The 21,915-nt window shown below is 52.4% G+C and carries 19 protein-coding genes, 1 pseudogene and 1 riboswitch; of the genes and pseudogenes, 13 read left to right on the top strand and 7 right to left on the bottom strand.

The features are described from left to right. Positions 1-30: 30 nt before the first annotated feature. The 5 genes from leuL (at position 31) to leuD (ending at position 4,891) form a co-directional block, all read left to right on the top strand. The gene (gene leuL, locus ACJHWR_RS06345) at positions 31-117 is read left to right on the top strand and encodes a leu operon leader peptide (protein WP_001300467.1); all 87 of its coding nucleotides are present in this window, start codon (positions 31-33) and stop codon (positions 115-117) included. A 92-nt stretch (positions 118-209) separates the two neighbouring features. Next, positions 210-1,781 (top strand): 2-isopropylmalate synthase, encoded by a 1,572-nt coding sequence (leuA, locus tag ACJHWR_RS06340; RefSeq protein WP_000082807.1) that lies wholly within the window; start codon positions 210-212, stop codon positions 1,779-1,781. Next, a complete protein-coding gene (leuB, locus tag ACJHWR_RS06335; RefSeq protein ID WP_000042358.1) occupies positions 1,781-2,872 on the top strand; it encodes a 3-isopropylmalate dehydrogenase in 1,092 nt (363 codons plus the stop codon). Before leuA ends, leuB begins: the two co-directional genes overlap by 1 nt. A gap of 2 nt (positions 2,873-2,874) precedes the next feature. Beyond that, a complete protein-coding gene (gene leuC / locus ACJHWR_RS06330; protein WP_001140652.1) occupies positions 2,875-4,275 on the top strand; it encodes a 3-isopropylmalate dehydratase large subunit in 1,401 nt (466 codons plus the stop codon). A 10-nt stretch (positions 4,276-4,285) separates the two neighbouring features. Further along, a complete protein-coding gene (leuD, locus tag ACJHWR_RS06325; RefSeq protein WP_000818231.1) occupies positions 4,286-4,891 on the top strand; it encodes a 3-isopropylmalate dehydratase small subunit in 606 nt (201 codons plus the stop codon). A gap of 107 nt (positions 4,892-4,998) precedes the next feature. Here the strand turns inward: leuD and sgrT are convergent, their stop codons facing one another. Then, a complete protein-coding gene (sgrT, locus tag ACJHWR_RS06320) occupies positions 4,999-5,130 on the bottom strand; it encodes a glucose uptake inhibitor SgrT (RefSeq protein ID WP_001248768.1) in 132 nt (43 codons plus the stop codon). Positions 5,131-5,218: 88 nt separating this feature from the next. Here sgrT and sgrR point away from each other — a divergent pair, with 88 nt between their 5' ends. Then, positions 5,219-6,877 carry a DNA-binding transcriptional regulator SgrR gene (sgrR, locus tag ACJHWR_RS06315; protein WP_001138631.1) on the top strand — a complete coding sequence of 553 codons (1,659 nt, stop codon included), beginning with the start codon at positions 5,219-5,221 and terminating at the stop codon, positions 6,875-6,877. A gap of 229 nt (positions 6,878-7,106) precedes the next feature. Here sgrR and espY2 read toward each other — a convergent pair whose 3' ends face one another. Continuing rightward, positions 7,107-7,676, bottom strand: a complete 570-nt coding sequence (gene espY2, locus ACJHWR_RS06310) for a T3SS effector EspY2 (protein ID WP_000868330.1) — start codon at positions 7,674-7,676, stop codon at positions 7,107-7,109. 240 nt (positions 7,677-7,916) lie between these two features. Further along, a riboswitch (TPP riboswitch) is annotated at positions 7,917-8,016 on the top strand. Between the two features lie 30 nt (positions 8,017-8,046). Here espY2 and thiB point away from each other — a divergent pair. Genes thiB through thiQ form a run of 3 tightly spaced genes read left to right on the top strand, consistent with a single transcriptional unit; the run spans position 8,047 to position 11,298 of the window. Continuing rightward, on the top strand, positions 8,047-9,030 hold the full coding sequence (gene thiB, locus ACJHWR_RS06305; protein ID WP_012311838.1) for a thiamine ABC transporter substrate binding subunit: 984 nt from the start codon (positions 8,047-8,049) through the stop codon (positions 9,028-9,030). Beyond that, complete coding sequence (thiP, locus tag ACJHWR_RS06300; protein ID WP_000235673.1) at positions 9,006-10,616, top strand: thiamine/thiamine pyrophosphate ABC transporter permease ThiP; 1,611 nt, start codon at positions 9,006-9,008, stop codon at positions 10,614-10,616. Before thiB ends, thiP begins: the two co-directional genes overlap by 25 nt. Further along, positions 10,600-11,298, top strand: a complete 699-nt coding sequence (gene thiQ, locus ACJHWR_RS06295; RefSeq protein ID WP_000916300.1) for a thiamine ABC transporter ATP-binding protein ThiQ — start codon at positions 10,600-10,602, stop codon at positions 11,296-11,298. The genes thiP and thiQ overlap by 17 nt, the downstream gene beginning before the upstream one ends. 69 nt (positions 11,299-11,367) lie before the next feature. On the opposite strand, the gene ACJHWR_RS06290 is transcribed toward thiQ, so the two are convergent. From ACJHWR_RS06290 to araC, 5 genes and pseudogenes are all read right to left on the bottom strand, one after another. Continuing rightward, positions 11,368-12,132, bottom strand: coding sequence for a DedA family protein (locus tag ACJHWR_RS06290; RefSeq protein WP_001148403.1), 765 nt, complete (start codon positions 12,130-12,132; stop codon positions 11,368-11,370). A gap of 154 nt (positions 12,133-12,286) precedes the next feature. Further along, a complete protein-coding gene (locus tag ACJHWR_RS06285) occupies positions 12,287-12,709 on the bottom strand; it encodes a hypothetical protein (RefSeq protein ID WP_000049680.1) in 423 nt (140 codons plus the stop codon). A gap of 6 nt (positions 12,710-12,715) precedes the next feature. Then, the gene (locus ACJHWR_RS06280) at positions 12,716-13,564 is read right to left on the bottom strand and encodes a hypothetical protein (protein ID WP_000044498.1); all 849 of its coding nucleotides are present in this window, start codon (positions 13,562-13,564) and stop codon (positions 12,716-12,718) included. 127 nt (positions 13,565-13,691) lie between these two features. Continuing rightward, positions 13,692-13,831: pseudogene (locus tag ACJHWR_RS06275) on the bottom strand (IS630 family transposase); the annotation flags it as partial. A 246-nt stretch (positions 13,832-14,077) separates the two neighbouring features. Continuing rightward, complete coding sequence (araC, locus tag ACJHWR_RS06270; RefSeq protein WP_001361831.1) at positions 14,078-14,923, bottom strand: arabinose operon transcriptional regulator AraC; 846 nt, start codon at positions 14,921-14,923, stop codon at positions 14,078-14,080. 338 nt (positions 14,924-15,261) lie between these two features. Here araC and araB point away from each other — a divergent pair, with 338 nt between their 5' ends. From araB to polB, 4 genes are all read left to right on the top strand, one after another. Continuing rightward, the gene (araB, locus tag ACJHWR_RS06265; protein WP_233336586.1) at positions 15,262-16,962 is read left to right on the top strand and encodes a ribulokinase; all 1,701 of its coding nucleotides are present in this window, start codon (positions 15,262-15,264) and stop codon (positions 16,960-16,962) included. A gap of 10 nt (positions 16,963-16,972) precedes the next feature. Further along, entirely contained in the window at positions 16,973-18,475 is a 1,503-nt protein-coding gene (gene araA / locus ACJHWR_RS06260; RefSeq protein WP_410226679.1) for an L-arabinose isomerase, read from the top strand. Between the two features lie 199 nt (positions 18,476-18,674). Further along, positions 18,675-19,370, top strand: a complete 696-nt coding sequence (gene araD, locus ACJHWR_RS06255; protein WP_000888645.1) for an L-ribulose-5-phosphate 4-epimerase — start codon at positions 18,675-18,677, stop codon at positions 19,368-19,370. A 74-nt stretch (positions 19,371-19,444) separates the two neighbouring features. Further along, the gene (gene polB, locus ACJHWR_RS06250) at positions 19,445-21,796 is read left to right on the top strand and encodes a DNA polymerase II (protein WP_000035591.1); all 2,352 of its coding nucleotides are present in this window, start codon (positions 19,445-19,447) and stop codon (positions 21,794-21,796) included. Positions 21,797-21,915 lie beyond the last annotated feature (119 nt).

Below are 21,915 nucleotides of genomic sequence, written 5' to 3'. Positions count from 1 at the left end.
AGCATATCGTATTCATCTGGAGCTGATTTAATGACTCACATCGTTCGCTTTATCGGTCTACTACTACTAAACGCATCTTCTTTGCGCGGTAGACGAGTGAGCGGCATTCAGCATTAAGCCAGCACGCAGTCAAACAAAAAACCCGCGCCATTGCGCGGGTTTTTTTATGCCCGAAGCGAGGCGCTCAAAAAGAGACAAGGACCCAAACCATGAGCCAGCAAGTTATTATTTTCGATACCACATTGCGCGACGGTGAACAGGCGTTACAGGCAAGCCTGAGTGCGAAAGAAAAACTGCAAATTGCGCTGGCCCTTGAGCGTATGGGTGTTGACGTGATGGAAGTCGGTTTCCCCGTCTCTTCGCCGGGCGATTTCGAATCGGTGCAGACCATCGCCCGCCAGGTCAAAAACAGCCGCGTATGTGCGTTAGCTCGCTGCGTGGAAAAGGATATCGACGTGGCAGCTGAATCTCTGAAAGTTGCCGAAGCCTTCCGTATCCATACCTTTATTGCCACTTCACCAATGCACATTGCCACCAAGCTGCGTAGCACGCTGGACGAAGTAATCGAACGCGCTATCTATATGGTGAAACGCGCCCGTAATTACACCGATGATGTTGAATTTTCTTGCGAAGATGCCGGACGCACACCCATTGCCGATCTGGCGCGCGTGGTTGAAGCGGCGATTAACGCCGGTGCCACCACCATCAACATTCCGGACACCGTGGGCTACACCATGCCGTTTGAGTTCGCCGGAATCATCAGCGGGCTGTATGAACGCGTGCCTAACATCGACAAAGCCATTATCTCCGTACATACCCACGACGATTTAGGCCTGGCAGTTGGCAACTCACTGGCGGCGGTACATGCCGGAGCGCGCCAGGTGGAAGGTGCAATGAATGGGATCGGCGAGCGAGCCGGTAACTGTTCGCTGGAAGAAGTGATCATGGCGATCAAAGTTCGTAAGGATATTCTCAACGTTCATACCGCCATTAATCACCAGGAGATATGGCGCACCAGCCAGTTAGTTAGCCAGATTTGTAATATGCCGATCCCGGCAAACAAAGCCATTGTTGGCAGCGGCGCATTCGCACACTCCTCCGGTATCCACCAGGATGGTGTACTGAAAAACCGTGAAAACTACGAAATCATGACACCAGAATCTATTGGTCTGAACCAAATCCAGCTGAATCTGACCTCTCGTTCGGGGCGTGCGGCGGTGAAACATCGCATGGATGAGATGGGATATAAAGAAAGTGAATATAATTTAGACAACCTGTACGACGCTTTCCTGAAGCTGGCGGACAAAAAAGGCCAGGTGTTTGATTACGATCTGGAGGCGCTGGCCTTCATCGGTAAGCAGCAAGAAGAGCCGGAGCATTTCCGTCTGGATTACTTCAGCGTGCAGTCAGGTTCTAACGATATTGCCACTGCCGCCGTCAAACTGGCCTGTGGCGAAGAAGTCAAAGCAGAAGCCGCCAACGGTAACGGTCCGGTCGATGCCGTCTACCAGGCGATAAACCGCATCACTGACTATAACGTCGAACTGGTGAAATACAGCCTGACCGCCAAAGGTCACGGTAAAGATGCGCTGGGTCAGGTGGATATTGTCGCCAACTACAACGGTCGCCGCTTCCACGGCGTCGGCCTGGCCACCGATATTGTCGAGTCCTCCGCCAAAGCCATGGTGCACGTACTGAACAATATCTGGCGTGCCGCAGAAGTCGAAAAAGAGTTGCAACGCAAAGCTCAACACAACGAAAACAACAAGGAAACCGTGTGATGTCGAAGAATTACCATATTGCCGTATTGCCGGGGGACGGTATTGGTCCGGAAGTGATGACCCAGGCGCTGAAAGTGCTGGATGCCGTGCGCAACCGCTTTGCGATGCGTATCACCACCAGCCATTACGATGTAGGCGGCGCAGCCATTGATAACCACGGGCAGCCGCTGCCGCCTGCGACGGTTGAAGGTTGTGAGCAAGCCGATGCCGTGCTGTTTGGCTCGGTAGGTGGTCCGAAGTGGGAACATTTGCCGCCAGACCAGCAACCAGAACGCGGCGCACTGCTGCCTTTGCGTAAGCACTTCAAATTATTCAGCAATCTGCGTCCGGCAAAACTGTATCAGGGGCTGGAAGCATTCTGTCCGCTGCGTGCTGACATTGCCGCAAACGGCTTTGACATCCTGTGTGTGCGCGAACTGACCGGCGGTATCTATTTCGGTCAGCCAAAAGGCCGCGAAGGTAGCGGACAATATGAAAAAGCGTTTGATACCGAGGTGTACCACCGTTTTGAGATCGAGCGCATTGCCCGCATCGCATTTGAATCTGCCCGCAAGCGTCGCCACAAAGTCACCTCAATCGACAAAGCCAACGTGCTGCAATCCTCTATTTTATGGCGGGAGATCGTTAACGAGATCGCCACGGAATACCCGGATGTCGAACTGGCGCATATGTACATCGACAACGCCACCATGCAGCTGATTAAAGATCCATCACAGTTTGACGTCTTGCTGTGCTCCAACCTGTTTGGCGACATTCTGTCTGATGAGTGCGCAATGATCACTGGCTCAATGGGGATGTTGCCTTCCGCCAGCCTGAACGAGCAAGGTTTTGGTCTGTATGAACCGGCGGGCGGCTCGGCACCCGATATCGCAGGTAAAAATATCGCCAACCCGATTGCACAAATTCTGTCGCTGGCGCTGCTGCTGCGTTACAGCCTGGATGCCGATGATGCGGCTTCCGCCATTGAACGCGCCATTAACCGCGCATTAGAAGAAGGCATTCGCACCGGGGATTTAGCCCGTGGCGCTGCCGCCGTTAGTACCAATGAAATGGGCGATATCATTGCCCGCTATGTGGTAGAAGGGGTGTAATCATGGCTAAAACGTTATACGAAAAATTGTTCGACGCTCACGTAGTGTACGAAGCCGAAAACGAAACCCCGCTGTTATATATCGACCGCCACCTGGTGCATGAAGTGACCTCACCGCAGGCGTTCGATGGTCTGCGCGCCCACGGTCGCCCGGTACGTCAGCCGGGCAAAACCTTCGCCACCATGGATCACAACGTCTCTACTCAGACCAAAGACATTAATGCCTGCGGTGAAATGGCGCGCATCCAGATGCAGGAGCTGATCAAAAACTGCAAAGAATTTGGCGTCGAGCTGTATGACCTGAATCACCCGTATCAGGGGATCGTCCACGTAATGGGGCCGGAACAGGGCGTCACATTGCCGGGGATGACCATTGTCTGCGGCGACTCACATACCGCCACCCACGGCGCGTTTGGCGCACTGGCCTTTGGTATCGGCACTTCCGAAGTTGAACACGTACTGGCAACGCAAACCCTGAAACAGGGTCGTGCGAAGACCATGAAAATTGAAGTCCAGGGCAAAGCCGCGCCGGGCATTACCGCGAAAGATATCGTGCTGGCGATTATCGGTAAAACCGGTAGCGCAGGCGGCACCGGGCATGTGGTGGAGTTTTGCGGCGAAGCAATCCGTGATTTAAGCATGGAAGGTCGTATGACCCTGTGCAATATGGCAATCGAAATGGGCGCGAAAGCCGGTCTGGTTGCACCGGACGAAACTACCTTTAACTATGTCAAAGGCCGTCTGCATGCGCCGAAAGGCAAAGATTTCGACGACGCCGTCGCCTACTGGAAAACCCTGCAAACCGACGAAGGCGCAACTTTCGATACCGTTGTCACTCTGCAAGCAGAAGAGATTTCGCCGCAGGTCACCTGGGGCACCAATCCAGGCCAGGTGATTTCCGTGAACGACAATATTCCCGATCCAGCTTCGTTTGCCGATCCGGTTGAACGCGCGTCGGCAGAAAAAGCGCTGGCCTATATGGGGCTGAAACCGGGTATTCCGCTGACCGAAGTGGCTATCGATAAAGTGTTTATCGGTTCCTGTACCAACTCGCGCATTGAAGATTTACGCGCGGCAGCGGAAATCGCCAAAGGGCGAAAAGTCGCGCCAGGCGTGCAGGCACTGGTGGTTCCCGGCTCTGGCCCGGTAAAAGCCCAGGCGGAAGCGGAAGGTCTGGATAAAATCTTTATTGAAGCCGGTTTTGAATGGCGCTTGCCTGGCTGCTCAATGTGTCTGGCGATGAATAACGACCGTCTGAATCCGGGCGAACGTTGTGCCTCCACCAGTAACCGTAACTTTGAAGGCCGCCAGGGGCGCGGCGGGCGCACGCATCTGGTCAGCCCGGCTATGGCTGCCGCCGCGGCTGTGACCGGACATTTTGCCGACATTCGCAACATTAAATAAGGAGCACACCATGGCAGAGAAATTTATCAAACATACAGGCCTGGTGGTTCCACTGGATGCCGCCAATGTCGATACCGATGCAATCATCCCGAAACAGTTTTTGCAGAAAGTGACCCGTACGGGTTTTGGCGCGCATCTGTTTAACGACTGGCGTTTTCTGGATGAAAAAGGCCAACAGCCAAACCCGGACTTCGTGCTGAACTTCCCGCAGTATCAGGGCGCTTCCATTTTGCTGGCACGAGAAAACTTCGGCTGCGGTTCCTCGCGTGAGCACGCGCCGTGGGCATTGACCGATTACGGTTTTAAAGTGGTGATTGCACCGAGTTTTGCTGACATCTTCTACGGCAACAGCTTTAACAACCAGCTGCTGCCGGTGAAATTAAGCGATGCAGAAGTGGATGAGCTGTTTGCGCTAGTGAAAGCCAATCCGGGGATCCATTTCGACGTGGACCTGGAAGCGCAAGAGGTGAAGGCAGGTGAGAAAACCTATCGTTTTACCATCGATGCATTCCGCCGCCACTGCATGATGAACGGTCTGGACAGCATCGGCCTGACTCTGCAGCACGACGACGCCATTGCGTCTTATGAAGAGAAGCAACCGGCGTTTATGCGTTAGTTTGTACACCGTCCGGCACTCAATCGCCAAAAAGAAAAAAGCCAGCAGATAATCACTGCTGGCGTGGCGATTAGCACCAATACTCAGTCACACATGATGTCCGCAAATCAGTAGTCAGAATGACTCCCCTCCCACTGCATCAGTTCTTCAAGCATAGTTAATCGTTGTGGGACGCTTAACCAACGCAACCAGCACAACTTCGCTGTCGCGGTAAAATAGTGCTGATAAAACTGACGCATGGGGCACCTCCTTGCTTCATCGTTAGGAATTATTGACTTAATATAGGGAAAATAAAATTGCTGACTTTTGCGCAGGAGTTCCCCTTTTATGCCATCTGCTCGTCTGCAACAACAGTTCATCCGCCTGTGGCAATGCTGCGAGGGTAAATCGCAGGACACAACGCTCAACGAACTGGCAGCGTTATTGAGCTGCTCGCGTCGTCATATGCGCACCCTGCTCAACACCATGCAGGATCGCGGCTGGCTGACGTGGGAAGCGGAAGTCGGGCGCGGTAAACGCTCGCGTCTGACATTCCTCTATACCGGGCTGGCGCTTCAGCAACAGCGGGCGGAAGACCTGCTGGAGCAGGATCGTATCGATCAACTGGTGCAACTGGTTGGCGACAAAGCGACTGTGCGGCAAATGCTGGTTTCTCATCTGGGCCGCAGCTTCCGCCAGGGGCGACACATCCTGCGTGTGCTCTACTATCGTCCGTTGCGTAATCTGCTACCTGGCAGCGCATTACGCCGTTCCGAAACCCATATCGCCCGGCAAATCTTCAGTTCGCTAACGCGCATAAATGAGGAAAATGGGGAACTGGAAGCAGACATCGCCCACCACTGGCAGCAAATATCACCGCTTCACTGGCGTTTCTTTTTGCGTCCAGGAGTCCATTTTCATCATGGTCGTGAACTGGAAATGGACGATGTGATCGCCTCTTTAAAACGGATCAATACGCTGCCGCTCTATTCGCATATTGCTGAAATTGTATCGCCGACGCCCTGGACGCTGGATATCCACCTCACGCAGCCGGATCGCTGGTTGCCGTTACTGCTGGGGCAAGTTCCGGCGATGATCCTGCCGCGCGAATGGGAAACCCTCAGTAACTTTGCCAGCCATCCCATCGGCACCGGTCCGTATGCGGTGATCCGCAACAGCACCAATCAACTGAAAATTCAGGCATTCGATGACTTCTTCGGTTACCGGGCATTAATCGACGAAGTTAACGTCTGGGTTCTGCCGGAAATTGCCGACGAGCCAGCCGGAGGGCTGATGCTAAAAGGGCCACAGGGCGAGGAAAAAGAGATTGAAAGCCGCCTGGAGGAAGGTTGCTACTATTTACTGTTCGACAGCCGCACCCATCGCGGGGCGAATCAGCAAGTCAGGGACTGGGTAAGCTATGTGCTTTCTCCAACTAATCTGGTCTATTTCGCTGAGGAACAGTACCAGCAACTGTGGTTCCCGGCTTATGGACTGCTCCCCCGTTGGCACCATGCTCGTCCGACACATTGCGAAAAACCCGCCGGGCTGGAAAGCCTCACCCTGACCTTTTATCAGGATCATATTGAGCATCGAGTGATTGCCGGGATCATGCAGCAGATTCTGGCAAGTCACCAGGTCACGCTGGAAATCAAAGAGATCAGCTACGATCAGTGGCATGAAGGAGAGATCGAGAGCGATATCTGGCTTAACAGCGCCAACTTTACGCTGCCGCTGGATTTTTCGCTGTTCGCGCACTTGTGCGAGGTGCCGCTGCTCCAACACTGTCTTCCGATCGACTGGCAAGCCGACGCCGCCCGCTGGCGCAATGGCGAAATGAACCTGGCGAACTGGTGCCAGCAACTGGTCGCCAGCAAAGCAATGGTGCCGCTTATCCACCACTGGCTGATCATTCAGGGGCAACGCAGTATGCGCGGTCTACGTATGAACACCCTCGGCTGGTTCGATTTTAAATCAGCGTGGTTTGCGCCGCCGGATCCAGAGTAGCTTGCGCCTTTTGGCGGTCATGAGCGCGTTTTTTATATTCAGACGGAATGAATAAAATACATTACTTTTATATTTTCTCTGTTTTATGCATCGTCTGATTAGCGTCGCAAATAAGATTAAAGAAGGGGCACTCCAGCCCCTCTTTCATATTCTGAGTTAATCAATAACGGCGCAGTCTGGCCTTGTTCTGGCCGGAACGGTCAGCTTTTTCAGGTTAACCTCGCACAGGTCAGTCATACCATCTGCTATTGTTCATTTCAGCATTGCTCAGGTCAACCTCGAGACGGTCAATACCACAAATGACAACCCCGTTAAAGTAAGCATTACTCAGATCAATGCACCCGGTCCTGGTGTTCTCTTTCATCTGCAACTCCAGAGTAAATATCGCCTCATCGCCAATAAAAAAACTGACTCTTAACGTATCTTTTGGCGAGAGTGAGGCCTTCGCGGCCATATTTTCCGGATCTATTGCATGTTCTTTGAGTTTATTAAAATTTATCAGCCAGTGGGTAAACTTATCACGCGCATCCCCGTCGACAGCCCCGGTAAAGTATTTTGAGTAGTCATCACTATTATGGAAATAAAATGCATCCTTCAGAATTTGCCTTGCCGCAGCCTGGGAATGTTTATCTGACCGGAAGAGATTGCGTAACGTCTCCCATAGCGCTTCAAAGAGATTCATATTCTCGGTCTTTTTGACCAGGTTAAACATCCTCATAATCTGAGAATGAGTAAGGCCTGGATCTTTAGTGGTATTACTAGCAGAGATACTAATCTGTTCTGGGTTTCTTACTTTCATGCTGATAGCTCCACTCTGAGTTAAAAACTCAGAATAAGCGTCCTGAATAAGAATACTGTCAAAAATCGCTCATTCACGCAATAAGCCGTTGCATTACCGATTTTGACTGTGCTAAGGGATTCTTTCGGTTCAAAGCTTCCCAGCTATGCAAATACGTCCTTGATAGCTGAACGAATATTGGCTTTTTTAATACGCCTTCTCTATGGATTGCTGGTTGATAACAAAATCACTACACTAACGCCGTTCTCAACGGGGTGCCACGCTGCCGCGTGCGCTGAGAAAATACCCGTCGAACCTGATCCGGATAACGCCGGCGAAGGGATTTGAGGCTCCTTCTCAAGTCCTTTGCCACTCTTCTTTGAGGTGCAAAGTGTTAAAAAAATATCTTCCCCTGCTGTTGCTGTGCACAGCGCCCGTTTTCGCTAAACCCGTTCTGACCGTCTACACCTACGATTCCTTCGCCGCCGACTGGGGGCCTGGTCCGGTGGTTAAAAAAGCCTTTGAAGCCGACTGTAATTGCGAACTGAAACTGGTGGCTCTGGAAGATGGCGTTTCGTTTCTCAACCGTCTACGGATGGAAGGCAAAAACAGCAAAGCCGATGTGGTGCTGGGGCTGGATAACAATCTGTTAGATGCCGCCAGCAAAACCGGGCTGTTTGCTAAAAGCGGTGTGGCTGCGGATGCCGTTAACGTTCCCGGCGGCTGGAATAATGACACTTTCGTCCCGTTTGATTACGGCTATTTCGCCTTCGTCTATGACAAGAACAAACTGAAAAATCCGCCGCAAAGCCTGAAAGAGCTGGTTGAAAGCGATCAAAACTGGCGGGTGATTTATGAAGATCCACGTACCAGTACACCGGGGCTGGGTCTGTTGCTATGGATGCAAAAAGTCTATGGCGATAACGCCCCGCAAGCCTGGCAGAAACTGGCGAAGAAAACTGTCACGGTCACCAAAGGCTGGAGCGAAGCCTACGGCCTGTTTTTAAAAGGCGAAAGCGATCTGGTTCTGAGTTACACCACCTCTCCGGCTTATCACATTCTCGAAGAGAAGAAAGATAACTACGCCGCCGCGAACTTCAGCGAAGGTCACTATCTGCAGGTGGAAGTCGCCGCCCGCACCGCTGCCAGCAAGCAGCCAGAGCTGGCGCAAAAATTTCTCCAGTTTATGGTTTCTCCGGCTTTCCAGAATGCGATCCCAACCGGCAACTGGATGTATCCGGTGGCAAATGTCACGCTGCCTGCCGGGTTTGAACAATTGACCAAACCGGCAACCACGCTGGAGTTCACGCCAGCCGAAGTGGCGGCACAACGTCAGGCATGGATTAGCGAATGGCAACGCGCCGTCAGCCGTTAATTCCCGGCTGGTTAATTCCAGGTGTAAGCGCCGCTACGCTTGTGGTGGCGGTTGCGCTGGCGGCGTTTCTCGCCCTGTGGTGGAACGCGCCGCAGGGTGACTGGGTGGCAGTCTGGCAGGACAGCTATCTGTGGCATGTGGTGCGCTTCTCCTTCTGGCAGGCGTTTCTCTCGGCGCTGCTCTCTGTCGTTCCGGCGATATTCCTCGCCCGCGCCCTCTATCGCAGGCGCTTTCCAGGTCGGCTGGCGCTGTTGCGTCTGTGCGCAATGACCTTGATCCTCCCGGTGCTGGTCGCTGTTTTCGGCATTCTTAGCGTCTATGGTCGCCAGGGCTGGCTGGCCTCGCTCTGGCAATCACTTGGTCTGGAGTGGACCTTTTCGCCCTACGGCCTGCAAGGTATTTTGCTGGCGCACGTATTTTTTAATCTGCCGATGGCGAGCCGTTTATTACTTCAGGCACTGGAAAACATTCCCGGCGAACAACGTCAACTTGCCGCACAACTTGGGATGCGCGGCTGGCATTTTTTCCGCTTTGTCGAATGGCCGTGGTTACGTCGACAAATCCCGCCAGTTGCTGCGCTTATCTTTATGCTCTGTTTCGCCAGCTTCGCCACCGTGCTATCGCTGGGGGGCGGTCCGCAGGCGACCACTATCGAGCTGGCTATTTATCAGGCGCTGAGTTACGACTACGATCCTGCCCGCGCGGCGATGCTTGCGCTGATCCAGATGGTGTGTTGCCTTGGGCTGGTGCTGCTGAGTCAGCGATTGAGTAAGGCCATTGCGCCAGGCACCACGCTGCTGCAAGGCTGGCGCGACCCGGACGATCGTCTGCATAGCCGCATTTGCGACACTGTGTTAATTGTGCTGGCGCTGCTGCTATTGCTGCCACCGTTACTGGCGGTGATCGTCGATGGGGTAAATCGCCAGTTGCCGGAAGTGCTGGCACAACCGGTGCTGTGGCAGGCGCTGTGGACCTCGTTGCGTATTGCGCTGGCGGCAGGCGTATTGTGCGTAGTGCTGACCATGATGCTGCTATGGAGCAGTCGCGAACTGCGGGCGCGGCAGAAAATGCTGGCCGGCCAGGCGCTGGAGATGAGCGGCATGTTGATCCTCGCCATGCCGGGGATTGTGCTGGCAACGGGCTTCTTTTTACTGCTCAACAACACTATCGGCCTGCCACAATCTGCTGACGGCATTGTGATTTTCACCAATGCGTTAATGGCGATCCCTTATGCGCTGAAAGTGCTGGAAAACCCGATGCGCGATATCACCGCTCGCTACAACATGTTATGTCAGTCGCTGGGCATTGAAGGCTGGTCACGCTTAAAAGTGGTGGAGCTGCGCGCCCTGAAACGTCCGCTGGCGCAGGCACTGGCCTTTGCTTGTGTGCTGTCGATTGGTGATTTTGGCGTGGTGGCGTTGTTCGGTAACGATGATTTCCGTACCCTGCCGTTTTATCTCTACCAGCAAATTGGCTCCTATCGCAGCCAGGACGGCGCGGTCACCGCGTTAATTATGCTGCTACTCTGTTTTCTGCTGTTTACTGTGATTGAAAAACTACCGGGGCGAAATGTTAAAACTGACTGATATCACCTGGCTTTATCACCATTTGCCGATGCGTTTTAGCTTAACGGTAGAACGCGGCGAGCAGGTGGCGATCCTCGGGCCAAGCGGCGCGGGTAAAAGTACCCTGCTGAATTTGATCGCCGGTTTTCTGACGCCAGCCAGCGGTTCGCTGACTATCGATGGCGTTGATCACACCACGACGCCGCCGTCACGCCGTCCGGTGTCGATGCTGTTTCAGGAGAACAACCTGTTCAGTCACCTGACGGTCGCGCAGAACATTGGGCTGGGGCTAAATCCGGGATTGAAACTAAATTCGGCGCAGCAGGAGAAAATGCACGCTATCGCCCGTCAAATGGGAATTGATAATTTAATGGCGCGGTTACCGGGCGAGCTTTCCGGCGGTCAGCGACAGCGCGTGGCGTTAGCGCGTTGTCTGGTACGCGAACAGCCGATTTTATTGCTCGATGAACCGTTCTCTGCGCTCGATCCGGCGTTACGCCAGGAGATGTTGACGCTAGTGAGCACGAGCTGCCAACAGCAAAAAATGACGCTATTGATGGTGTCGCACAGTGTGGAAGATGCGGCGCGGATCGCCACGCGCTCGGTGGTGGTCGCCGACGGGCGCATCGCCTGGCAGGGTAAGACTGATGAGTTGTTGAGCGGTAAGGCGAGTGCTTCGGCACTATTGGGGATTACGGGTTAAAAGCGCACGGACAGCCCCCTCGCCCCTCCGGGGTGAGGGGAACAAACCAGCGCCGGTGCAAACTATCTCCTAAACCCCAACCACTTTACGCAAAATATCGATATACACCGGCATCAACGGGTGGCGAATTAACACCACCAGCGCCACCACGCCGATGGCAGAAATCAACGGCGTCAGCCACAACAAACGACCGCGCGACAAATAATGACTCAAACGGTCAGTCGCTTTACCGCTGCGCCATAACCGCCAGCACAGCCAGCCCCCAACCCACAAAAATACCGCCGTCGCCAGCAGCAACCATTTAAACTCACCACTCTGCATCCCGGCAGGAATATCGATCGCCGCACCCGCCAGAATCCCCGGCAGGAAGTAAAACGGTGGCCACAGCAGGCAGCCGATAATATTCGGCGTAATAAATTTTGCCACCGGGAGATCCAGCATTCCCGCCACCATTGGCACCAGCGGACGCGTCGGGCCAACAAAGCGACCGACCAGAATGGTGAACATGCTGTGTTGATGCAACGCATGTTCAGTTTTATCGAGTAATGCTTTGTTTTTCTTCAGAAATGACCAGCGATGCAATGGCTTTTTAAAACGCCAGCCCAGCCAGAAAGAGATCCAGTCGCCCAGCAGGCAACCGACGATCCCTGCCAGCCAGGCGTGCCAGAAACTTAACTCGCCACTGCCAATCAGCGCCCCCAGTCCCGCCATTAGCACCGTACCGGGTAAAATCAAACCGACCAGCGCCAGCGACTCCAGAAAGGCCACCAACACCACCGCCATCAATGAATACACGGTGGATTGGGTAATAAAGTGTTCCAGCAATGCTTGCATAATGTGCCTGTCAAATGGACGAAGCAGGGATTCTGCAAACCCTATGCTACTCCGTCAAGCCGTCAATTGTCTGATTCGTTACCAATTATGACAACTTGACGGCTACATCATTCACTTTTTCTTCACAACCGGCACAAAAGACACCCTCTGCCTATCATTCGATAGTCTCAAAATATTCCACCTGCAGAGAATCACGGTGCTCAATGATGCAATAACGCTGGAAATTATTTGCATAATCACTTTTATCATGAAAAAACCATATACAATCGTTTTGTAGACTCGGTCCCATTCCTTTCAAAAAATCTATTAGCTTTGCTTTCTGAAGAAAAATATTATCTATATTTCGCCATGTAACAATCACTCTTGTTTGCATATCATCAACATTATAGTAATAGCTATACTCGGCTACGTTTGATATATTTGGCAAATTTCGCAAACTCTCTGGCGTATAAAGGAAAAATGGGGAAAGTTCATGCTGTGTATAGTGATGTTCCTTTGACATCAATGAGATATAAGCATAGAAAAATATAAAGAATAAAACTAAAAATGATAATAAAATATAAATATATTTTGACATCTCTACTCACGACCTGTGCGGATAATGAGGGTTTAAGAAAAGAAAAAGCGGTCTTTCAAAGGGAGATTCTGAAAACTTTATAGCTCCCGAACTTGATAATGAACTATACAACTCATGATTTATTCTGTTTTTATCTTTATAATAATTAGTAATAGGTCTATTATTATATTGATTATATAACAATGTTGAAAAAGACTCATCTAATGGCTTTATATAATTTAACCATTCTGGAAGCTTCTTTTTTATTAGTTGATTTTTTTTAAAAGGAGGATGGGTTGTAAATAAGAATGGCGTAAACTCAGTATTTTTAAAATTCCCTGGCGCTCCATATGTATCCCATATTTGTAAGGCTTTTGTGTAAGATAAAGGTTTTGCCAATAAAAGTGGATCGGGGCCTGTTCCAAATACACGATAAAAACCAATCAAGTCTGAGACTAAATCTTCTGCACTAAATCCGCTATCAGTATACCAGTTAAAAATAAATGAGTTTTGCCATGCTTCAAACCTCTTCGCAGTTCCATACATTAACGTTAAGGCAACTCTTGCTTTAAGAGTGGGTGAAAGACATGAACGAACCATAACCTTCGTATAAACACCGGTATGAAATGTAAGATCTACTCCTAATATTTTTTCCCGAATTCCCATTTCCTGATGATAATCAACAGGAAAATACCAATCATGAAATTCATCGTAATATGTTGAAAAATGTTCTTGCTCCAATTTTCTTTTTAATATTCTGGCATCTTGTCCCTGAGCATGCCCCAAATCGATCCAACCTAACTCTTCGGTATAAACTAATCCATACTTTTTCGTTGTTGCAAATATTCCATCAGTAATATCGTTACGTTTGCTCATCACAATCTCCCCTCAAAAAAAACGTATAGCAAATAATATCAATAAGGAAAAATATTATTTTTCAATGTTTTTTTGTATACAATTCATTTTATGAATGAATTTACAAAGATAGCTGCGCCTGATACCGCTACACTTTTGCCAGACCATGTTCTCCTCTGAGGGAGTAACTGGCGCTTTTCATAGAATGCCGTACTTTTTTCAACAACTGCCACATCGAACGGCATTTATGGTGGCGTGAAGTGCCTGCCATAACCGCTCAATGTGGTGTTCCTACGATGAACAAACCGCTTGATATATTCTCCTGATGCAACCGGACAATATGTTCATGATGGGTATCCCGATACATAAGCCTTCGTTTTATTTTTACAAAAAGAAATCGTTGTCGATATTTTATCAAGAAAAAAATAATTCAGGTAAAACGATTCAACTAAAAATAACTAAAATTAATCCCCCGTGAAATATATAAATAACGTCAGATGAAGAAAGCAAGGGGGGCCCCCCCTTGCTTTCTTATTATTCACATCCAGCCCTAAACTCGCTCGGGCTGGCCCCGGTGCATTTTTTAAATACTCGCGAGAAATAGAGTTGATCGTCAAAACCAACATTGCGACCGACGGTGGCGATAGGCATCCGGGTGGTGCTCAAAAGCAGCTTCGCCTGACTAATGCGTTGGTCCTCGCGCCAGCTTAAGACGCTAATCCCTAACTGCTGGCGGAAAAGATGTGACAGACGCGACGGCGACAAGCAAACATGCTGTGCGACGCTGGCGATATCAAAATTGCTGTCTGCGAGATGATCGCTAATGTACTGACAAGCCTCGCGTACCCGATTATCCATCGGTGGGTGGAGCGACTCGTTAATCGCTTCCATGCGCCGCAGTAACAATTGCTCAAGCAGATTTATCGCCAGCAATTCCGAATAGCGCCCTTCCCCTTGCCCGGCGTTAATGATTTGCCCAAACAGGTCGCTGAAATGCGGCTGGTGCGCTTCATCCGGGCGAAAGAAACCCGTATTGGCAAATATTGACGGCCAGTTAAGCCATTCATGCCAGTAGGCGCGCGGACGAAAGTAAACCCACTGGTGATACCATTCGCGAGCCTCCGGATGACGACCGTAGTGATGAATCTCTCCTGGCGGGAACAGCAAAATATCACCCGGTCGGCAGACAAATTCTCGTCCCTGATTTTTCACCACCCCCTGGCCGCGTATGGTGAGATTGAGAATATAACCCTTCATTCCCAGTGGTCGGTCGATAAAAAAATCGAGATAACCGTTGGCCTCAATCGGCGTTAAACCCGCCACCAGATGGGCGTTAAACGAGTATCCCGGCAGCAGGGGATCATTTTGCGCTTCAGCCATACTTTTCATACTCCCGCCATTCAGAGAAGAAACCAATTGTCCATATTGCATCAGACATTGCCGTCACCGCGTCTTTTACTGGCTCTTCTCGCTAATCCAACCGGTAACCCCGCTTATTAAAAGCATTCTGTAACAAAGCGGGACCAAAGCCATGACAAAAACGCGTAACAAAAGTGTCTATAATCACGGCAGAAAAGTCCACATTGATTATTTGCACGGCGTCACACTTTGCTATGCCATAGCATTTTTATCCATAAGATTAGCGGATCCTACCTGACGCTTTTTTTCGCAACTCTCTACTGTTTCTCCATACCCGTTTTTTTGGATGGAGTGAAACGATGGCGATTGCAATTGGCCTCGATTTTGGCAGTGATTCTGTGCGAGCTTTGGCGGTGGACTGCGCCACCGGTGAAGAGATCGCCACCAGCGTAGAGTGGTATCCCCGTTGGCAGAAAGGGCAATTTTGTGATGCCCCAAATAACCAGTTCCGTCATCATCCGCGTGACTACATTGAGTCAATGGAAGCGGCGCTGAAAACCGTGCTTGCAGAGCTTAGCGCCGAGCAGCGCGCAGCTGTGGTCGGGATTGGCGTTGACACAACCGGCTCGACGCCCGCACCGATTGACGCGGACGGTAACGTCCTGGCGCTGCGCCCGGAGTTTGCCGAAAACCCGAACGCGATGTTCGTATTGTGGAAAGACCACACCGCGGTTGAAGAAGCGGAAGAGATAACCCGCTTATGTCACACGCCGGGCAACGTTGACTACTCCCGCTATATTGGCGGTATTTATTCCAGCGAATGGTTCTGGGCAAAAATACTGCATGTGACTCGACAGGACAGCGCCGTGGCGCAATCTGCCGCATCGTGGATTGAGCTGTGCGACTGGGTACCAGCTCTGCTTTCCGGTACCACGCGCCCGCAGGATATTCGTCGCGGACGTTGCAGCGCCGGGCATAAGTCGCTATGGCATGAAAGCTGGGGCGGCCTGCCGCCAGCCAGTTTCTTTGACGAACTGGACCCGATCCTCAATCGCCATTTGCCTTCCCCGCTGTTCACTGATACCTGGACTGCCGATATTCCGGTGGGCACGTTATGTCCGGAATGGGCACAGCGTCTCGGCCTGCCTGAAAGCGTGGTGATTTCCGGCGGCGCGTTTGACTGCCATATGGGCGCAGTTGGTGCAGGCGCACAGCCTAACGCACTGGTAAAAGTTATCGGTACTTCCACCTGCGACATTCTGATTGCCGACAAACAGAGCGTTGGCGAGCGGGCAGTGAAAGGTATTTGCGGTCAGGTTGATGGCAGCGTGGTGCCTGGATTTATCGGTCTGGAAGCAGGCCAATCGGCGTTTGGCGATATCTACGCCTGGTTCGGTCGCGTACTCGGCTGGCCGCTGGAACAGCTTGCCGCCCAGCATCCGGAACTGAAAGAGCAAATCAACGCCAGCCAGAAACAACTGCTTCCGGCGCTGACCGAAGCATGGGCCAAAAATCCGTCTCTGGATCACCTACCGGTGGTGCTCGACTGGTTTAACGGCCGCCGCACACCGAACGCTAACCAACGCCTGAAAGGGGTGATTACCGATCTGAACCTCGCCACCGACGCACCGCTGCTGTTCGGCGGTTTAATTGCCGCCACCGCCTTTGGCGCACGCGCAATTATGGAGTGCTTCACCGATCAGGGGATCGCCGTCAATAACGCGATGGCACTGGGCGGCATCGCGCGCAAAAACCAGGTCATTATGCAGGCCTGCTGCGACGTGCTGAATCGCCCGCTGCAAATTGTTGCCTCTGACCAGTGCTGTGCGCTCGGTGCGGCGATTTTCGCTGCCGTCGCCGCGAAAGTGCACGCAGATATCCCATCAGCCCAGCAAAAAATGGCCAGTGCGGTAGAGAAAACCCTGCAACCGCGCAGCGAACAAGCACAACGCTTTGAACAGCTTTATCGCCGCTATCAGCAATGGGCGATGAGCGCCGAACAACACTATCTTCCAACTTCCGCCCCGGCACAGGCTGCCCAGGCCGTTCCGACTCTATAAGGACACGACAATGACGATTTTTGATAATTATGAAGTGTGGTTTGTAATTGGCAGCCAGCATCTTTACGGCCCGAAGACTCTGCGCCAGGTGACGCAACATGCGGAACACGTTGTTAATGCACTGAATACAGAAGCGAAGTTGCCCTGCAAACTGGTGCTGAAACCGCTGGGCACCACGCCGGATGAAATCACCGCTATTTGCCGCGACGCGAATTACGACGATCGTTGCGCTGGTCTGGTGGTGTGGCTGCACACCTTCTCCCCGGCCAAAATGTGGATCAACGGCCTGACCATGCTCAACAAACCGTTGCTGCAATTCCACACCCAGTTCAACGCGGCGCTGCCGTGGGACAGCATCGACATGGACTTTATGAACCTGAACCAGACCGCGCATGGCGGTCGCGAGTTCGGCTTCATCGGCGCGCGTATGCGTCAGCAACATGCCGTCGTTACCGGTCACTGGCAGGATAAACAAGCACATGAGCGTATCGGCTCCTGGATGCGTCAGGCGGTATCTAAACAGGATACCCGTCATCTGAAAGTCTGCCGTTTTGGCGATAACATGCGTGAAGTGGCGGTCACCGATGGCGATAAAGTTGCCGCACAGATCAAGTTCGGTTTCTCCGTCAATACCTGGGCGGTTGGCGATCTGGTGCAGGTAGTGAACTCCATCAGCGATGGCGATGTTAACGCGCTGGTCGATGAGTACGAAAGCTGCTACACCATGACGCCTGCGACACAAATCCACGGCGAAAAACGACAGAACGTGCTGGAAGCGGCACGTATTGAGCTGGGGATGAAGCGTTTCCTGGAACAAGGTGGCTTCCACGCGTTCACCACCACCTTTGAAGATTTGCACGGTCTGAAGCAGCTTCCTGGTCTGGCCGTACAGCGTCTGATGCAGCAGGGCTACGGCTTTGCGGGCGAAGGCGACTGGAAAACTGCCGCCCTGCTTCGCATCATGAAGGTGATGTCAACCGGTCTGCAGGGCGGCACCTCCTTTATGGAGGACTACACTTACCACTTCGAAAAAGGTAATGACCTGGTGCTCGGCTCCCATATGCTGGAAGTCTGTCCGTCGATCGCCGTAGAAGAGAAACCGATCCTCGACGTTCAACACCTCGGTATTGGCGGTAAAGACGATCCTGCCCGCCTGATCTTCAACACTCAAACCGGTCCGGCCATTGTCGCCAGTCTGATTGATCTCGGCGATCGTTACCGTCTGCTGGTTAACTGCATCGACACTGTGAAAACACCGCACTCCCTGCCGAAACTGCCGGTGGCGAATGCGCTGTGGAAAGCGCAACCGGATCTGCCAACTGCTTCCGAAGCGTGGATCCTCGCTGGTGGCGCGCACCATACCGTTTTCAGCCATGCGCTGAACCTCAACGATATGCGCCAGTTCGCCGAGATGCACGACATTGAAATCACAGTGATTGATAACGATACCCGCCTGCCAGCGTTTAAAGACGCGCTGCGCTGGAACGAAGTGTATTACGGATTTCGTCGCTAAGTAGCCGCATCAGGTATGTAACGCCTGATGCGACGCTAACGCGTCTTATCAGGCCTACACGCTGCGATTTTGTAGGCCGGATAAGCAAAGCGCATCCGGCATTCACCGCCTGATGCGACGCTGACGCGTCTTATCAGGCCTACACGCTGCGATTTTGTAGGCCGGATAAGCAAAGCGCATCCGGCACGAAGGAGTCAACATGTTAGAAGATCTCAAACGCCAGATATTAGAAGCCAACCTGGCGCTGCCAAAACATAACCTGGTCACGCTCACATGGGGCAACGTCAGCGCCGTTGATCGCGAGCGCGGCGTCCTGGTGATCAAACCTTCCGGCGTCGATTACAACGTCATGACCGCTGACGATATGGTCGTGGTCAGCATCGAAACCGGTGAAGTGGTTGAAGGAACGAAAAAGCCCTCCTCCGACACGCCAACTCACCGGCTGCTCTATCAGGCATTTCCGTCCATTGGCGGCATTGTGCACACACACTCGCGCCACGCCACCATCTGGGCGCAGGCGGGTCAGTCGATTCCAGCAACCGGTACCACCCACGCCGACTATTTCTACGGCACCATTCCCTGCACCCGAAAAATGACCGACGCAGAAATCAACGGTGAATATGAGTGGGAAACCGGTAACGTCATCGTAGAAACCTTCGAAAAACAGGGTATCGATGCGGCGCAAATGCCCGGCGTCCTGGTCCATTCTCACGGCCCATTTGCATGGGGCAAAAATGCCGAAGATGCAGTGCATAACGCCATCGTGCTGGAAGAGGTCGCTTATATGGGGATATTCTGCCGTCAGTTAGCGCCGCAGTTACCGGATATGCAGCAAACGCTGCTGGATAAACACTATCTGCGTAAGCATGGTGCGAAGGCATATTACGGGCAGTAATGACTGTATAAAACCACAGCCAATCAAACGAAACCAGGCTATAATCAAGCCTGGTTTTTTATTGGATTTTCAGCGTGGCGCAGGCAGGTTTTATCTTAACCCGACACTGGCGGGATACCCCGCAAGGAACCGAAGTTTCCTTTTGGTTAGCGTCGGACAACGGGCCGTTGCAGGTTACGCTTGCGCCGCAAGAGTCCGTGGCGTTTATTCCCGCCGATCAGGTTCCCCGCGCCCAGCATATTTTGCAGGGTGAGCAAGGCTTTCGCCTGACGCCGCTGGCGTTAAAGGATTTTCATCGCCAGCCGGTGTATGGCCTTTACTGTCGCGCCCATCGCCAGTTGATGAATTACGAAAAGCGCCTGCGTGAAGGTGGCGTTACCGTCTACGAGACCGATGTGCGCCCGCCAGAACGCTATCTGATGGAGCGGTTTATCACCTCACCGGTGTGGGTCGAGGGTGATATACGCAATGGCGCTATCGTTAATGCCCGTCTGAAACCGCATCCCGACTATCGTCCGCCGCTCAGGTGGGTTTCTATTGATATTGAAACCACCCGCCACGGTGAGCTGTACTGCATCGGCCTGGAAGGCTGCGGGCAGCGCATCGTTTATATGCTGGGGCCAGAGAATGGCGACGCCTCCGCGCTCGATTTTGAACTGGAATACGTCGCCAGTCGCCCGCAGCTACTGGAAAAACTCAACGCCTGGTTTGCGACTCACGATCCTGATGTGATCATCGGCTGGAACGTGGTGCAATTCGATCTACGAATGCTGCAAAAACATGCCGAGCGTTATCGTATTCCGCTGCGTCTGGGGCGTGATAACAGTGAGCTGGAGTGGCGCGAGCACGGCTTTAAAAACGGCGTCTTTTTTGCCCAGGCCAAAGGGCGACTGATTATCGACGGTATCGAGGCGCTGAAATCCGCGTTCTGGAATTTCTCTTCATTCTCGCTGGAAACCGTCGCTCAGGAGTTATTAGGCGAAGGAAAATCTATCGATAACCCGTGGGATCGAATGGACGAAATTGACCGCCGTTTCGCCGAAGATAAGCCTGCGCTGGCAACTTATAACCTGAAAGATTGCGAGCTGGTGACGCAGATCTTCCACAAAACTGAAATCATGCCGTTTTTGCTCGAACGGGCGACGGTGAACGGCCTGCCGGTAGATCGACACGGCGGTTCGGTGGCAGCGTTTGGTCATCTCTATTTTCCCCGTATGCATCGCGCTGGTTATGTCGCGCCTAATCTCGGCGAAGTGCCGCCGCACGCCAGCCCTGGCGGCTACGTGATGGATTCGCGACCTGGGCTTTATGATTCGGTGCTGGTGCTGGACTACAAAAGCCTGTACCCGTCGATCATCCGCACCTTTCTGATTGATCCCGTCGGGCTGGTGGAAGGCATGGCGCAGCCTGATCCAGAGCACAGCACCGAAGGTTTTCTCGACGCCTGGTTCTCGCGGGAGAAACATTGCCTGCCGGAGATTGTGACTAACATCTGGCACGGGCGCGATGAAGCCAAACGCCAGGGCAATAAGCCACTGTCGCAGGCGCTGAAGATCATCATGAATGCCTTTTATGGCGTGCTCGGGACTACCGCCTGTCGCTTCTTCGATCCGCGCCTGGCATCGTCGATCACCATGCGTGGTCATCAGATCATGCGGCAAACCAAAGCGTTGATTGAAGCGCAGGGCTACGACGTGATCTACGGCGATACCGACTCAACGTTTGTCTGGTTGAAAGGCGCACATTCGGAAGAAGAAGCGGCGAAAATTGGTCGTGCACTGGTGCAGCACGTTAACGCCTGGTGGGCAGAAACGCTGCAAAAACAACGGCTGACCAGCGCATTAGAACTGGAGTATGAAACCCATTTCTGCCGTTTTCTGATGCCAACCATTCGCGGAGCCGATACCGGCAGTAAAAAACGTTATGCCGGGCTGATTCAGGAGGGCGATAAGCAGCGGATGGTGTTTAAAGGGCTGGAAACCGTGCGCACCGACTGGACGCCGCTGGCCCAGCAGTTTCAGCAGGAGCTTTACCTGCGTATCTTCCGCAACGAGCCATATCAGGAGTACGTCCGCGAAACCATCGACAAACTGATGGCGGGTGAACTGGATGCGCGGCTGGTTTACCGAAAACGCCTTCGCCGTCCGCTGAGCGAATATCAGCGTAATGTTCCGCCTCATGTACGCGCCGCTCGCCTTGCCGATGAAGAAAATCAAAAGCGCGGTCGCCCCTTGCAATATCAGAACCGCGGCACCATTAAGTACGTATGGACCACCAACGGCCCGGAGCCGCTGGACTACCAACGTTCACCACTGGATTACGAACACTATCTGACCCGCCAGCTACAACCCGTGGCGGAGGGAATACTCCCTTTTATTGAGGATAATTTTGCTACACTTATGACCGGGCAACTTGGGCTATTTTGAGCAAAAAAAGAGTTCGCCAGATACCATTTTGATGCGTGACGAATGCTTTGCCATCCAGTACCATAGCGCCCTTTCCATTCCTGGACCTGAATAACACCACTACCTCATAAGCACGGTAG

Source organism: Escherichia sp. WS568 (assembly GCF_046486085.1).
In the GTDB taxonomy this organism is placed as follows: Bacteria; Pseudomonadota; Gammaproteobacteria; order Enterobacterales; family Enterobacteriaceae; genus Escherichia; species Escherichia coli.
Note: the sequence above shows the minus strand (reverse complement) of the source record. Positions and strands in the feature narration are given on the sequence as shown.